Source organism: Halogranum roseipondis, from assembly GCF_059695585.1.
Genome location: NZ_JBUEED010000007.1, coordinates 249,065 through 262,367 on the forward strand (window position 1 = coordinate 249,065; position 13,303 = coordinate 262,367).

Here is a 13,303-nt window from a genome sequence, read left to right on the forward strand (position 1 = left end):
TGAGTTTATCGCCCCCTGAGGGGTGCGGGGTACTCAAATGAGTACCTTCGAACAGACCCATGAGTGGAACCATCGACTCACAACCGACCGAACAGACACGCCCGAGAAGGGACCGTAACGTCGTCTATGTCGGCTACCGACAGCGGAGACGTGCCATCGTTGAAAAGCTACCTGGACAATAACAGCTCACTCCGGAGCGGAGTCTCGAGGTGGCGAATCACAGCCCCTCGGGCTTCGAGTGGGGATACGGTGGGAGTGGCCCGGCGCAACTCGCGCTCGCACTCGTGCTCGATTACACCGACGACGAGGAGGTTGCGCTAGCGCAATACACCGAGTTCAAAAACGAGGTCGTGAGCCAGCTGGCCTGTGATAGCGCCGACGGACGCTGGCGGCTCACCGCCCGCGACATCGACGCCGTCCTTCGCGAGACGCCCGACGAAGCGGTCGTACCATCCATCTGAGCAACGATCACCGAGAGTCACACATGTCGGAACACAACAAGCCGTCTCGTGCAGATGTCGAATCGACAGGAACCAATGAGCGGCCGTCACCAACGGAGCACGTCGAGCGCACTGACGTCGGTATCTCGTTGACCGTGAAGCTCAAACGCGGAACCGGGACACGAGATGAAGACCAGATCAAGGCCAAGGTGAAGGCGAAAACGCTGGAAGATGCTCGGGATGATATGGAGACGCTTCGAGCGTACATTCACGATCTCGCCGAGGACGCCCGTCAGATCCAGCCAGAGGAGGAAGGCGAGTAAGCAGTCCGGAGGGTGTCATAGAACGATTTGCCAGGACATGAATTTCGAATCGTTTTGACTGACTCATCTGTTCAATATAAGTATATAGTTAGCACAGCCACCCCGCGCAACCTCGGAACGGCAAATCGGTCAACGGAAGAGCCTATTTGGAGCCTCGACCTACGAGCCTGACTGTATCTGTCCCGGACAGTCCATGGGCACCCTCCTCGGTCCGCTCCCAGTCGAGTCGGCCCTCGGACTCATCACCGTCGAACCCGGTTTCGTCTGTCGGGAAGTGAAGCACGAGATCGTCTTGCCCGTCGCCGTCTACATCTTCGATATGGCCGCCGTGCGCCGGGCGTGCGCCGCCACCTTCCGCGACGACGTCGGGGGCTCCAAACCGATACCTGACAGCCTCATTCGTCGGATCGAACTCGTCCGTCTGTAGAACGGCGACCGGAGTGACCCCGTGGCTGTTCGGGTTAATCGAGTTTTCCTCACTTCCTGGCTTGATATCGACCTTGAGACCAGGGGGAAAGTGCGCGGCGACTTGTCCGCTGAGTGCTGTAATGCCTACGGCGGTTGCTGCTAGACCAGCACCCGCTCGTAGAACACCTCGACGGGATTTCGACACGCCGTCTCTCTGTCGTGTGGAAACGTGGTCTGTTGATGGGTCCATATCTCCATGCAGCCATTCACGACATGCCCGGATATTCGCTATGATCCAATTCTCGAATCCCTGCACGTTTCCCTGCGGGTTTCAGTTGTCTTCTGGAGACAGAAAGCGGCAAGGTGAGAAAATAGAGCGGCAGTTGCTGAATTCATCTTCTGTACTGAGCGTTCAGCCTATTCGCCACACGACGCGAAACGAGGATGCGCAAACTACTCTCTGACATTCTCAGTCCGGCGCTGTTTTTTGTCGCCACAGCAGGGGCGGAGGCGACACCCAGTGAGCAACTCGTCCGAGCAATCCACGGAATCGAGCGGTCTTTCACCCGAACAGCGCCTCGAACCCACCAATTCGCGTCTCATCAACGCCGGGATCGTGACGGTCAACGATATGGAGACGCTGCGGGCCTGCGTCGCCTACGAAAACGCACACCAGCAGCGAGTCCAGATCCTTCGGCGTCTCGAACACCGAGCCAGCGAAATCCGCTCACAGGAGGATTGAGACGGCGCTCGTGGGCAGTTTGTCGGAGCCCCCAGTGGGTGGAGGCTCGATTCACATGAGCGACCGACCAGAAATCGAGATTCAACAGCAGACCGCCTTCGGCGAGGATGGCCAGCTCGAAGTGACCGAAACCAGCGTTGAAACTTCGCTCGAGGACTTCGGTGCGGACGTGGATCATCGTGACCGTGATTCACGGCTCGACCGGCCCGAGGCGAGTGAGTTCGGCGTCGACGACCGTCCAGAGGTAGAGCAATCGTCCGAGAGTGATCAGTCGAACCTCTTCGCCGATACTACCGAGGATCAGCAGACGCTCGCGGGCGAGCAGGCTACCGGACAGTGTCTCTTCGAGGACGGTGAGGCTGACGACACCTGCTAACTCGTCTTCGACCGCACTGGTGATGAACTAGAGATGTTCCCCCATAGCGGCTCAGATCATCGCTGGGTCACCAGTCGAATTCCTCGTGGATCTGCCGCCCCTCGTCGTTCAGAACAGGCCCGACGACGTCGCTGACGCCGTCGAGGATTTCTGCCGATCGAACCGACGGTTCGTTACCCGTGAATTCCGCGATCTCGTCGCTGCCGACGCTGTAGACGACGCGGTCGAATCCGGCCGTGGCCATTCCCCCGGCACACATCGGGCACGGTTCTGTGCTCGTGTACATAACCGTCTCCGTACGTTCGTCCGGGTCGAGTTCGCGACATGCGCGGTAGGCGAGATGCAGTTCGGGATGCCAGCGGACGTCATTCTCCGTGACCTCACGGTTCGAGTCGGTCATGACGACCGTATCGCCGCGGACGAGAACGCTGCCGAACGGCTTGTCGCCGCGGTCAGCAGCCTCACGAGCGAGGTCGAAAGTCCTGCGTAGATGTGAGTCATGGTCGAAGTCGTCGACGTTCGTGTCAGTCACGCTTGTATGCTGGTCCGAGTGGCCAGATAAGTCGTTGGGGTGACGCGTAACAGCGTGATTTGAGAGCTGTCGAGCGAAGGCTGTTTTTTGAGCGCCCGAGAAGGGCGCGGGCGCGAGCGAATGTGCCCCTAGAGGTGACCACAATGGAAAACCCAGACGGAACGGCAGCGCATCGGCTCACAATCACCATCGACAGCGTCAACCTCTCCATCGGCGAGGATGTACGCCATGCACTCCTAGAAGATCTCCGCGCAGACTTCCGAGATCTACTCGTGGAGAGCCACGGTGTCGAGGTGGACCAGGACGACGTCACCGTCGCGACGGGCTATCGCTACGCGCAGGTCCCTGCGGATTGTCCGCTCTGCGGCGAGCGACTCGAGCTCCTGAGCGTCCATCTGGACAACGAGAACGGTGCGTACGCAAGCGCGAGGTGTTCCGACGAGGACTGCGAGTGGAGCGGTGACGCCGTCTATCGCATCATCGACCTCGAAGGCGGCGTGAGTGGTGCCGTCGAGAGCAGTGTCCTGACCGGCGATATCACGCCGAGCTACGACACGTACTGATGAATTCAATGGAAGACACGCCCACGTTTACGCGGATCGAGCCGATCTGCCCCCGTGACGACTGCGACTCACAGCTTGGTATCTGGAAACCCGTCTATATAGGCGAGCAGACCCATATCGCCTATGCCGACGTCTGGTGTTCGAACGAGGAGTGTTAGTTTAATACCTGGGCGCAGTTCGCGCTTGTCAATTTGCTCCACGAAGATTCGGACTCTCAGGCGAGTCTCGTCCGCGCAGGACAAATGTGACAGGGATGCCAGATACTGCGGATCGTCACGGTTTATCTATACCCGCTCGTAGGCATCGTATGGCAGATCTTAATCCCATTGCTAAACAGATCCACAACCTCAGTCCTGGACCCGTTAAGATAACACTTCACGATGGATCGCAAGCAGTGTATCATATCTCCGAAGCGGAGTTTTTCCAGCAGGAATTTCAGGCTGAGGGTACCGCGAAACCAAAGAAAGTCTATACCGGTTCGTGTCGAGTGAAGATAACGAATCTATCATTCGTCTTTAGCTAAGACTCAGCCCTCGGTTGTGTAGCGGTAGCGAGGTTCTCTTGGAGGATCGGTCGGTGCTTGTGAATCTTCTGAGCGTCTTCAATCAACCGCTCCAGCAGCGGTGGCGGTGAGTAGCCGAGGTATTCACCCAGTTCGTGGAGGATGAGCTGGGCGTGCGACCGAAAGGTCGCCGCCCAGCGTTCCGGCGGAAACACGATCTCTTCATCGGCTTGTTCGGTGAGCAGATCCAGCAACGACCGGCTCACCAACAGCGACAGCAACGCTGCGTACAGCAGGATTCTTACCACGTGTTCTTTGCTCGTGTCGAACTCATCCAGATCGTATCGCGTCTTCAGTTCCCGGAACAACAGCTCAACTTCCCACCGACACCGATAGATCCTCGCTATATCTACCGGGAGAAACTCCGAACGAGAGAGATTCGTCATGTAGAGGTGGTAGTCGTCGGCGTCCTCGTTGCGGACGCCGACGACGCGGAATCGTTTCGTATCCCACGACTGCGTTCCTTCGTACTCACGCCGCTGGAACGACACTTCTACCTCCACATCGATGTACTCACGCTTGAGATCGTCCACGACGTCGTACACTTGCTTTCCCTCCAAGCGAATGGCGCGCCCGCGCCATTCGCGTAATTCCTCCGTTATCACCGGATTTGCACTCTCTTTCAGCCGACTCACGAAGTAGCCGCCGTTCTCATCGATCAGCGCAAACCGGCGGTACTTGAAGTACGCGAGGTCAAACAGAGCAAGGCGTCCTTCGAGCCACGATCCTGTCTCAAACAGCGTGCTGTCGTGCGTTTTCTCGTCTGTGACGGTGAACTGTTCTATCGTCTGGTCAGTGACATTGTGGAGCAGGTGGAGCTTCGCTCCAGCCTGCTCCTCGTGCCGTGCTTCGTACTCATCGGAGAGGAACTGATGCAGCCGTAGCACCGTTCCATCAGCGATCATCACGTCTCGAAATCGATCGAAATCAGCGTCAACAGCGTCAGGAACAGCGACCTCGTCGAGGCCGCGCTCGACGAGGTCGCGGAGGTACTCTGCAAGTTGTGGCGTGAGCCGCTGATAGAACCCGCCGGGCGAGAGCGTCTCATCGGCTGTAGAGTTGTAACTGCGTCTGAATCCAGCGAGTGTTCGGCTCTCGCCTGCGGCGAAGCCGAACACGAATGCCCAGACGAGGACAGGAATCTGGAGCTTGCCATCGCGTTCGACCACGCCGAGTTCCTCGGCGTGCTCTTGGAGCATCGTCGAGGGAAAAAGTGTAGTGAGTCGCCGCATGATTCTCGATGAGGAGCCGGAGTTGTGCACAGACTCGGCTTCCTCATTCCTTCCGAAAAGAAGCGACGATAAGCGACTGCTGTCGTGCGGTTCTTCGCTTAGCTAAAGACGGATGACGAATCTATTCTTGTTGGACGAAAGGATTCAGATGAGGATACCTGGTCGATGATCGGTCGCATTCGCGAGATCGGTGTAGTTGAAACAGAATAACATCCGCATCGATTAGTTTGTTATTTAAGAAATCAACGTGTAGATAGGAGGTTCCCAAGTCCGTTTGTGGATGAATATGCGACATATGCAGCAGCGTCATCTTGAATAGTGAGGCCGATGCTGTCAAATATCGTCAATTCGATTTAAGGGCTCGCCGGTCTATCATTTGGGCTTCATTTCCTTAAGACGATCAAGCAAAGCCTCTGTCGAATCATCCGTCTCAAACGTCATTTTACCCCTATATTCCTCCGGCTGCTCTTCGGAGTCAGATTCAATTTCAGAGAGTTTCTTCTCACGGCGTTCGTACTCGCGTTCATCGAAGTTGCCCATACCCATTTGAAACTCAATCTTGGAATGGGATAACGATAAGCACAGCGGTTGTCTGATAATGTCTCGCAAAGATTGCGTTCATGATATTTAATAAAGGGTTGATGACCACGCTCCTAGTGAATCTCTCGGCAAATCCAAAATCCGCAAACGAAACATGAATACCAACGATGATTTCAGACCTTATATAAACGTACTCCAGAATGGCGAAACATCCACACGGAAGGCTCTAGGATTGATAGTAAAATAAACAAAATGAGGATCTTGCGGTATTTCCACCGGCCAGCGGTGGCTCATTTCCGCTCGATATCTGATAGTCGAGAACCAAGTCTTGATACTTGTTACTGCTTGAATGCACCAGCTACAAGCAGTGGTAAGACAAGTGTCGCTTCTGCCTCGATCTGTGTGTAATTCGTTCGATCTTCCTTGATTTTCCCCCACGAAACGGCCTCGTTCGGCGGCGCTCCAGAGAGTGATCCATCCCCTTCCATCCCCGTCGAGATGTAGACGACGTAATCCGCGCCACCACGGAAGAGATTCGTCATGATCGCGTGGTGTTTCGGAACACCACCACCGACCGCGATTAGCCCCGTTGTGTCCGCCAGCAATCCGTCCTCAATGAGCGAATCGTAGTCGTCCAGAATCTCGATCCCGACGTCTGAATCGTAGCCCTGGCGATAATAGTAGAGGAAGTTCCCGACCTCAGCGTCCGTCAATGCCGGACAGTACACCGGCACGTCGTTGTCCGCCGCTTGCTTCAACACCGAGTCCTCGTCGTCGAGCGTCTCGCCTAACTCGCGTGCGAACGCCGTCGGCGTCCGAATTTTCTCCTCCGCAAAGAAATCATCAAAGAAGTCGTAGAGATACTCCTCTAACCACACATACCGATCAGACGGGACGAAGAGATTGCCGAGCCGATTGATGCCACGCTCACGGAGCATCGTCTCGTCTGCGTCCCATTCGCCCATCTTGAACGGTTTAGCAGTCTTGATAACATCCTCGGCTAGCGATCCAGACGTCGTGATGAGCACGTCCACGTATCCTTCTCGCACGAGGTAGGCGACGGTCTCACGCAGGCCCGAGGAGATGATGTTGGAGGTACACGTGAGATAGACTGTGGCGTCCGCCTCCTGCATTCGTTCGGCGATTTCGATAGCCTCCGCCAGTTGCGTTGCCTGGAATCCTGTCGTCGCGTAGGAGTCGAGCATCTCCTGGAAGTCGAACTCGCCACGAAAGTCGTAGCCACGAACGTCAGGCGTATCGAGTTCCTCCTCGCTCCCAGGGACGACGTGGTCGTGCGAGTCGTCGTTGTCCATACAAATGGATACCCGGACGAGTGATTTGAAGAATCCGGAATCGTCGCACAACTCTCGGTACACCGTACGTGTTTACCGCGGGCTCGACAACCGGCACAGTCTGCTCTCGTGAGATCATTTCGTTGTCGTGGACAACCCGCGTAAGTTCCTCGTATGGGTTGCGTTCCTGCTGGCGCCACGTCGCCAGCAGGGACAGCAGCGTCTCGTGAACGAACATCCCGCGGTCGTTGCGGAGCGTACCGATGATTTTCCGGAGTACGACTGGCTCACGAAGCGCGTTCTCGGCAGCGTTGTTCGTCGGTGAGACCGCTGGCTCACCGATGAAGGTGAGCCAGTGGTCGAGTCCACCTTCGATCTTCCCGAGGAGTGTTGCCACTGGTTCGTCGGTCACTGACCGCTCAACGAGCGATCTGAGGCCGTCCTGACACGCTCGATGCATCTGTGCTCGCTCACGAGTACTCGGGTCGGTCTCCAGCCACGACTGGAGACCGACGAACATCTGCTTGAGATACCGGTACACCGGTTCTGCCTCCTCGTGGTCACTAGCAACGTCTTCAGCCTCCCGGAGAAGATGTGCCCAGCACCGCTGAAGCGTACTGCTGAACGCTGGATACGCCGTCCACCCATCACAGATGACCGTTCCCGCGAAGTCCTCGCCGAGGACTTCCGCGGGAACATCACTCCCACGACTCTCTCTGACCGCGTACAGCGTATGCTCGTCCGTCCGAAACGTCCAGGTCCACGCTTGGTCACCGTCACGCTTGATGCCGGTTTCGTCAACGTGGACGATTTCAGCCTCCTGAATCTCTCGACGGATCTGCTCGTACTCACAGCGACCGGCGCGCGCAGCGCGCTCGGTCGCGTGCCACGCGGATGCACCTGAGAGGTCGAGTCCGTTCAGTTGCTCGAAGCGGTCCGCGATTTTCCGGTAGGGAAGGCGGTGATCGTACCGTGACAGGGCAGATTGCGCGATGACGTTCACCCCGAACTGCCCCTCATCGGGGCAGTCGGGGTGAGTCGCAACCGTCTCAGTTCCACAGGAGTCGCATTGGTAGCGGTGTCGGTTGTACTGGGTGCTTCTGGTGGCTGTGGATCCGGGACTTCTTCGACGAGTCGGGGGGCTGACGCCCACCGACTCGTCGAAGTGGTCGCCACACTCGGGACAACAGTCACAGGTGACCTCGATTTCTTCATCAGGATCGGGCGGAGAGCGCCACTCCGGGTTGTGACCGTCCTTTCGACCGGGAGTACCACCATCAGTTCGGACATCGTCGTCTTCGTCGTCCTGCGAGGTCGGGGACTCGTCGGTCCCCGACCGTCGCTTACTGGGTGGAGTGTGTGGATTCTCGTACTTCCGGAGACGTGTTTCGAGTTCTTCGATCCGCTTGTCCTTCTGGGCAATCTTCTCTTCCAGCTCATCGATTCGCTCCTCCATCTGGAGAAACCGCGAGAGGAGTTCGTCCTTGGAGAGATCGTCCCAGCTCATCGATTCCACCTCGAAACGACGACAGCAGGGCCGACGGGATGGTCTCCGCTGCTCGGAGACCATCCCGGAGGATGCAGACTGACTCCCTGCTGACAGACCATGTGTCTGTCACAGGCCACCACCTACGAAACAGTGACGAAATCAGACGGGGCTAAACACGTACACTGAGTCTAAACCGCGGCGTTCTCGGCATACTTGTTTCTTCACGGGGAATCAAGTAAGGTGCTAGTCCGATTCCGTCGCGTTCGAGAGCAATTGTGGGGACGATTCGAGGGGCCGATCTTCCGATAGATCCGTACATATCCCCAAAGTTGTCGATCAGCGACGGACGATGTGATTCTCCGCATCCCACGAATAGGCGGGGGAGCACGACCAAACGGGAGGAGTTCCGATGTAATCGACCTTCGACGCCTTCTGGGGGTGTTTTACCTGGTATCGCGGCCAACGTTCACAGGTTATGGTCGCCACGGAATCAGTTATCTCGTTGCTGGTCATCTTTGCCCTGTCACTGCTAATCGTCCGGATCGGGTCGATCGCACTTCGGATGACGGGGCTGTCTCCGGATATCGCCTCGTTTCAATCGACGTCGGCGTTCTCCGGTGCGGGATTTACGACAGAAGAGGCGGAACAGACAGTGGCGACACCGGAACGGCGGAAAATCATCAAGGCGCTCATCCGGCTCGGGAGCGTTGGGTTAGTGAGTGTCATCGCGTCACTTATCCTCTCGTTCACCGATGCTCAGGGAGGAAACGCTCTCAACCTCGTCTACATCCTTACCGGGGTCGTTCTACTCGTCCTCGCCGCGCGTAGCGAGTGGTTGAATCGATTGCTGACTCCGCTCATTGAATGGTCACTCGAACGGACGACGGACCTCGAACTTCGAGATTATACAGAAATGCTCGGTCTCCAGCGAGAGTATCGGGTTGCGGAAATTGTCGTGGAGGAGGACGACTGGCTCGCAAACACAACATCAGACGAATGCGACCTTCCTGAAGAAGGGATTCTGTTACTCGGCATCTATCGGGATAGCTCCTACATCGGAGCACCCGGATCAGATACCGAGATCAAGCCCGGTGATACGGTACTGCTCTATGGGAAAGAAGATCGATTGCAGGAACTCTCGGACCGCGACGCAAGTGACATGGAATCACACGAAAGCGCTGTCGAAGAACACGAGGAAGATCTCGAAGAGCAAGACCAATTCATCTAGTTGCGATCAAATCAGAGATAGATTCGGATCCCGAATTGAATACTCCCTGACCGACCAAGGCGCCTCGCTCGAACTGGTCATCAAAGCAATGGATACCTGGGGAGAAGGCTAGCTCCAAGAGTCGTCCTGTAGCTGATATCGGTTCTCCTCTGTGGTGTGTTCGGCATAAGACAAATCTCGATAGCTGATTCTACCGCATTGAGAGTTTTTCGCCCCCTGAGGGGTGCGGGGGTGCTCGAACGAGCATCCCACGAACAGAACGATGAGTGGAATCACCGACTTACACTCGCACGTACAGAGAGGCGCCTCAGATGACGTCGACGTCGTCTACGTCGGCTACCGTCGTCGAAGCCGTGCCATGGTCGAGAAACATCCTGACCAGGAACAGCTCACACCGAATCGGAGTCTCGAGTTGGCGAACCACAGTCCCTCGGGTTTCGAATGGGGATACGCTGGCAGCGGGCCAGCCCAGCTCGCGCTCGCTCTCCTGCTCGATTACACCGACGATGAGGACGTCGCCCTCGAGGAGTACATGGCATTCAAGAACGAGGTGGTGAGCCAGCTGGAGTGTACAGAATCCGACGGCTGCTGGCGACTTACCGGACGCGAGATCGACGCCGCCCTTCGTGAGACAGTCGGTGAACCAGTCGCACCGTCCGTCAACTAACGTTCACAGAGATCAATCCATGTCAGAACCCGCCCAGCAATCCCGTACGAACGCAGAATCGACCGAGAACAGTGAGCAACAGGCACCAACTGAGTACGTCGAGCGAAGCGATGTCGGCGTCTCACTCACCGTGAAGCTCACTCGCGGTACTGGCACCCGCGATCAGGACAAGCTCACGGCCAAAGTGAAGGCGAAAACGCTCGAAGAGGCCCGCGAGGACATGGAGACGCTTCGGGAGTACATCCACGACCTCGCCGAGGACGCTCGCCAGATCCAACCAGGAAACGACGAGTAGCGGGCGAGTGCTGTTTTTCGTCGCCTCAGGAGGCGTGGAGGCGATTAGGAGTGAGCGACACAGGAGAGCACGATCCAGATTCGAGCGAACTGTCCCCAGAACAGCGTCTCGACCCACCGAATTCTCGGCTCATCAACGCCGGTATCGCGACGATCAACGACATGGAGACGCTGCGAGCGTGCGTCGCCTACGAGAACACCCACCAGCAACGCGTCCAGATCCTTCGCCGGCTCGATGACCGGGTCAGCGAGCTTCGGTCAGAAGACACCTGACGGGACGCTCGTGGACTGTTTATCGACGCCACCATGGGTGGAGGCTTCAAAATAGATGAGCGACCGACCCGAGATTGAGATTCAACGACAGACTGCGTTCGGTGAGAACGGCCAGCTCGAACTGGCCGAGACGAGCGTCGAGACTTCGCTCGAGGACTTCGGTGCAGACGTCGATCATCGCGACCGAGACTCGCGGCTCGATCGCCCCGAAGCTAGTGACTTCGGCGTCGACGATCGGCCCGAAGTAGACCAAGCATCCGACGGAGAGCAGTCAGCCCTCTTCGCCGATACAGCCGAAGACCAGCAACGCTCGGCGGTGAGAATGCGGCCGCCCAGTGCCTTTACCACGAGTGACCGAGGTGCCCCGCTACTCCTCCTTGGAGTACGGAGGTTCAACCGTGGCGACGACGCGGATCTCGGACGCCTCACACGTGGGTTCATAGAGAGTTTCGTTCCCCGAGAGTGAGTGTGCGTTCCAGTCGGCGCCCTGCACGTGTTCCCAGAGGATCTCACTCGTCGTCCGTTCGTATCGAAGCGCCTGTCTCTCGTCGTCGTCCATCGAGTGGTAGATGACGACATCGAACGTGTCGTCGTCCCAGAGCCGAATTTTACAGGTTCTCGGCGACGGGAGTTCGTCTTGGGCGAGCTCACGCATCTGGTCGACGATCGGTTCGAGCGGTTCCATCTGGGGGATGCCGTCTGATTGCATTGGTTGTCTCGCGTCCCGGTTTCCCGCAGTCACGCGGGAGCGCCGATTCAGCGAGGGACACATGACTGGTCACATTCGTATCGAGCTATCCACGAATGGTAGCGATACCCGGGACTGCGAGAAGCCGTGACAGATCCAAATCCGGTGAGCCAACGCAAAAGCCTGCCGGACCGAGTGTTCCGAGTACTCGTTTCTAACCCCCTGAGAGGGGTGCGGGGGGATCGAACTCCCTGCATTCGACCTATGACGGGAAGTCCACTGAACAAGAGCGGTAGTGACGCGTCTGGCTCTCAGGCGCGGTCGCAGGCGAATCGAGATCACGTCGAATACGTCGGGCTGCGCGTCGACGGGACGCCGCTGGTGCTGAAGCTCACCGACCATGAGCGCCTCACTCCGGATCGGAACCTCGAACTCGTGCGACACAGCCCGGGAGGATTCGACTGGGGCTATACGGGGAGCGGCCCGGCGCAACTCGCCTGTGCACTCCTCCTCGATTACTACGACGACGAGAGCGTCGCTCACCAGCACTACATCCAGTTCCGCAATGCGGTCGTGAGTCAGCTGGTGTGTGATGGCCCGGCCGACTGCTGGCATCTCACCGGTGACGTCATCGAGGCCGCACTCGCCGAGTTCAACGAACATCACGCCCTCACGCCGGACGATGGCGTCTCGTCGACGTCGCTGCCGGCGAATTGGAGTGCCGTCAGCCGGACAGATCGAACACTCTTCCAGCGCCAGGACATTGACCACTACGTCGTCCTCGGCGACGGAAGCGAGGAGTGGCTGCTCATACTCTGTGCACAGGGCCACCGCGCGTATCCCGCTCCGCTCGATCATCGAACGCTGCCGGTCGAAGCAGATCCTGCGTCCGCCGTGGAGGAACTCGTCGCTGAGAGCAACGACCTCGTCGAACCGGACGAGGAGGACACCTGATGGACGCTCTTCGTCTCTCCCGAACTACCTACCAGCTGATCGAACAGGCTGTCGAGGCACTGGAGTGCATCGGCCGGAAACTCAAGCGATACAACGACCGGCACGAGCGAACACAGGGGGAAGGCCCAGACGAGTCGAGTCCCGGCGACTCATGACCGTCGAAGCGACGCTCGACGAGTTCAAGGACGAGACGTCGTCCAGTGAATCCAGCTCACTCACGCTGGAAGAGCGGCTTCTCAGCCCGATCTCGCCGACCGTGGGACTTCGGCTAATCCCCGGTCGTGGCGAGCCGCTCTATCTTCAGAACCGAGGTACTGAACGGTGCCTGTACCGCGACGAGCACGACCGATGGTTCATTCTCCACCCCTCGGCGAAGGATTCAGAAGCGGCGTTCGTCCGCTGGGTGTATCTCCCGGCGGACAAGCCCGTCCGGCTGACGCGGTCAGCTCTTCGTCGACGGACGGTGATCGGGTACGACTACGTTCGGCGGTCGACCGCCCCAGACCCAGTCAGAACGACGGCGACCGTGATGTTCGTCACCGAACGCTGGCCCGAGACGATCTACGAGTGTGGGTCTTGGGAGGCGCTGTTCGACACACCACGAGACCACGCCCTCCACTGCTGAGATGCCCATCCGTGGGTGCCGAATCCAGAGCAGGTACGCCGGCATCGGCAAGCCGATGGTTAATCTCAAGAATTG

The 13,303-nt window shown here is 57.8% G+C and carries 19 protein-coding genes and 4 pseudogenes; 16 read left to right on the forward strand and 7 right to left on the reverse strand.

Features of this window, described 5'->3' with window-relative positions; translation table 11 throughout:
• The first annotated feature begins 59 nt into the window (after nucleotides 1–59).
• Nucleotides 60–461: pseudogene (locus EOHIBHHM_RS23470) on the forward strand (DUF6166 domain-containing protein).
• 23 nt (nucleotides 462–484) lie between these two features.
• On the forward strand, nucleotides 485–763 hold the full coding sequence (locus tag EOHIBHHM_RS23475) for a DUF7389 domain-containing protein (RefSeq protein ID WP_497258365.1): 279 nt from the start codon (nucleotides 485–487) through the stop codon (nucleotides 761–763).
• A 142-nt stretch (nucleotides 764–905) separates the two neighbouring features.
• On the opposite strand, the gene EOHIBHHM_RS23480 is transcribed toward EOHIBHHM_RS23475, so the two are convergent.
• On the reverse strand, nucleotides 906–1,421 hold the full coding sequence (locus tag EOHIBHHM_RS23480; RefSeq protein ID WP_497258367.1) for a hypothetical protein: 516 nt from the start codon (nucleotides 1,419–1,421) through the stop codon (nucleotides 906–908).
• A gap of 270 nt (nucleotides 1,422–1,691) precedes the next feature.
• Here EOHIBHHM_RS23480 and EOHIBHHM_RS23485 point away from each other — a divergent pair, with 270 nt between their 5' ends.
• Together EOHIBHHM_RS23485 and EOHIBHHM_RS23490 are read left to right on the forward strand one after the other, a co-directional pair.
• Nucleotides 1,692–1,913 carry a DUF8129 domain-containing protein gene (locus tag EOHIBHHM_RS23485; protein ID WP_497258369.1) on the forward strand — a complete coding sequence of 74 codons (222 nt, stop codon included), beginning with the start codon at nucleotides 1,692–1,694 and terminating at the stop codon, nucleotides 1,911–1,913.
• A 55-nt stretch (nucleotides 1,914–1,968) separates the two neighbouring features.
• Entirely contained in the window at nucleotides 1,969–2,289 is a 321-nt protein-coding gene (locus EOHIBHHM_RS23490) for a hypothetical protein (RefSeq protein ID WP_497258371.1), read from the forward strand.
• Between the two features lie 67 nt (nucleotides 2,290–2,356).
• Here the strand turns inward: EOHIBHHM_RS23490 and EOHIBHHM_RS23495 are convergent, their stop codons facing one another.
• The gene (locus tag EOHIBHHM_RS23495) at nucleotides 2,357–2,821 is read right to left on the reverse strand and encodes a nucleoside deaminase (RefSeq protein WP_497258373.1); all 465 of its coding nucleotides are present in this window, start codon (nucleotides 2,819–2,821) and stop codon (nucleotides 2,357–2,359) included.
• A gap of 143 nt (nucleotides 2,822–2,964) precedes the next feature.
• On the opposite strand from EOHIBHHM_RS23495, the gene EOHIBHHM_RS23500 reads away from it, so the two are divergent.
• On the forward strand, nucleotides 2,965–3,384 hold the full coding sequence (locus EOHIBHHM_RS23500) for a hypothetical protein (protein ID WP_497258375.1): 420 nt from the start codon (nucleotides 2,965–2,967) through the stop codon (nucleotides 3,382–3,384).
• A gap of 307 nt (nucleotides 3,385–3,691) precedes the next feature.
• Nucleotides 3,692–3,894 (forward strand): annotated as a pseudogene (locus EOHIBHHM_RS23505) (DUF8072 family protein); the annotation flags it as partial.
• A gap of 9 nt (nucleotides 3,895–3,903) precedes the next feature.
• Here EOHIBHHM_RS23505 and EOHIBHHM_RS23510 read toward each other — a convergent pair.
• Nucleotides 3,904–5,178: an IS4 family transposase gene (locus EOHIBHHM_RS23510; RefSeq protein WP_497258377.1), complete on the reverse strand. Its 1,275-nt coding sequence runs from the start codon at nucleotides 5,176–5,178 to the stop codon at nucleotides 3,904–3,906.
• A 120-nt stretch (nucleotides 5,179–5,298) separates the two neighbouring features.
• On the opposite strand from EOHIBHHM_RS23510, the pseudogene EOHIBHHM_RS23515 reads away from it, so the two are divergent.
• Nucleotides 5,299–5,388, forward strand: a pseudogene (locus EOHIBHHM_RS23515) (DUF8072 family protein); the annotation flags it as partial.
• A gap of 162 nt (nucleotides 5,389–5,550) precedes the next feature.
• On the opposite strand, the gene EOHIBHHM_RS23520 reads toward EOHIBHHM_RS23515, so the two are convergent.
• From EOHIBHHM_RS23520 to tnpC, 3 genes are all read right to left on the reverse strand, one after another.
• Nucleotides 5,551–5,718 (reverse strand): DUF5786 family protein, encoded by a 168-nt coding sequence (locus EOHIBHHM_RS23520; protein ID WP_497258379.1) that lies wholly within the window; start codon nucleotides 5,716–5,718, stop codon nucleotides 5,551–5,553.
• Between the two features lie 338 nt (nucleotides 5,719–6,056).
• A complete protein-coding gene (locus tag EOHIBHHM_RS23525; RefSeq protein ID WP_497258385.1) occupies nucleotides 6,057–7,031 on the reverse strand; it encodes a deoxyhypusine synthase in 975 nt (324 codons plus the stop codon).
• The gene (gene tnpC / locus EOHIBHHM_RS23530) at nucleotides 6,967–8,517 is read right to left on the reverse strand and encodes an IS66 family transposase (RefSeq protein ID WP_497258387.1); all 1,551 of its coding nucleotides are present in this window, start codon (nucleotides 8,515–8,517) and stop codon (nucleotides 6,967–6,969) included. Before tnpC ends, EOHIBHHM_RS23525 begins: the two co-directional genes overlap by 65 nt.
• 457 nt (nucleotides 8,518–8,974) lie before the next feature.
• Here tnpC and EOHIBHHM_RS23535 point away from each other — a divergent pair, with 457 nt between their 5' ends.
• From EOHIBHHM_RS23535 to EOHIBHHM_RS23560, 6 genes and pseudogenes are all read left to right on the forward strand, one after another.
• Nucleotides 8,975–9,727, forward strand: a complete 753-nt coding sequence (locus tag EOHIBHHM_RS23535; protein ID WP_497258389.1) for a TrkA C-terminal domain-containing protein — start codon at nucleotides 8,975–8,977, stop codon at nucleotides 9,725–9,727.
• The gene (locus EOHIBHHM_RS23540) at nucleotides 9,654–9,839 is read left to right on the forward strand and encodes a winged helix-turn-helix transcriptional regulator (protein ID WP_497258391.1); all 186 of its coding nucleotides are present in this window, start codon (nucleotides 9,654–9,656) and stop codon (nucleotides 9,837–9,839) included. The genes EOHIBHHM_RS23535 and EOHIBHHM_RS23540 overlap by 74 nt, the downstream gene beginning before the upstream one ends.
• Before the next feature lie 150 nt (nucleotides 9,840–9,989).
• Entirely contained in the window at nucleotides 9,990–10,394 is a 405-nt protein-coding gene (locus EOHIBHHM_RS23545) for a DUF6166 domain-containing protein (protein WP_497258393.1), read from the forward strand.
• A gap of 19 nt (nucleotides 10,395–10,413) precedes the next feature.
• Nucleotides 10,414–10,689: a DUF7389 domain-containing protein gene (locus tag EOHIBHHM_RS23550; protein WP_497258395.1), complete on the forward strand. Its 276-nt coding sequence runs from the start codon at nucleotides 10,414–10,416 to the stop codon at nucleotides 10,687–10,689.
• 50 nt (nucleotides 10,690–10,739) lie between these two features.
• Entirely contained in the window at nucleotides 10,740–10,961 is a 222-nt protein-coding gene (locus tag EOHIBHHM_RS23555; protein ID WP_497258397.1) for a DUF8129 domain-containing protein, read from the forward strand.
• Nucleotides 10,962–11,016: 55 nt separating this feature from the next.
• Nucleotides 11,017–11,315 (forward strand): annotated as a pseudogene (locus tag EOHIBHHM_RS23560) (hypothetical protein).
• A gap of 13 nt (nucleotides 11,316–11,328) precedes the next feature.
• Here EOHIBHHM_RS23560 and EOHIBHHM_RS23565 read toward each other — a convergent pair.
• Nucleotides 11,329–11,670, reverse strand: coding sequence for a hypothetical protein (locus EOHIBHHM_RS23565; protein ID WP_497258399.1), 342 nt, complete (start codon nucleotides 11,668–11,670; stop codon nucleotides 11,329–11,331).
• A gap of 243 nt (nucleotides 11,671–11,913) precedes the next feature.
• On the opposite strand from EOHIBHHM_RS23565, the gene EOHIBHHM_RS23570 reads away from it, so the two are divergent.
• The 3 genes from EOHIBHHM_RS23570 to EOHIBHHM_RS23580 are packed head-to-tail and all read left to right on the forward strand — an operon-like array spanning nucleotide 11,914 to nucleotide 13,228.
• Entirely contained in the window at nucleotides 11,914–12,603 is a 690-nt protein-coding gene (locus tag EOHIBHHM_RS23570) for a DUF6166 domain-containing protein (protein ID WP_497258401.1), read from the forward strand.
• On the forward strand, nucleotides 12,603–12,758 hold the full coding sequence (locus EOHIBHHM_RS23575; protein ID WP_497258403.1) for a hypothetical protein: 156 nt from the start codon (nucleotides 12,603–12,605) through the stop codon (nucleotides 12,756–12,758). The genes EOHIBHHM_RS23570 and EOHIBHHM_RS23575 overlap by 1 nt, the downstream gene beginning before the upstream one ends.
• Nucleotides 12,755–13,228, forward strand: coding sequence for a hypothetical protein (locus EOHIBHHM_RS23580; RefSeq protein WP_497258405.1), 474 nt, complete (start codon nucleotides 12,755–12,757; stop codon nucleotides 13,226–13,228). The genes EOHIBHHM_RS23575 and EOHIBHHM_RS23580 overlap by 4 nt, the downstream gene beginning before the upstream one ends.
• Nucleotides 13,229–13,303 lie beyond the last annotated feature (75 nt).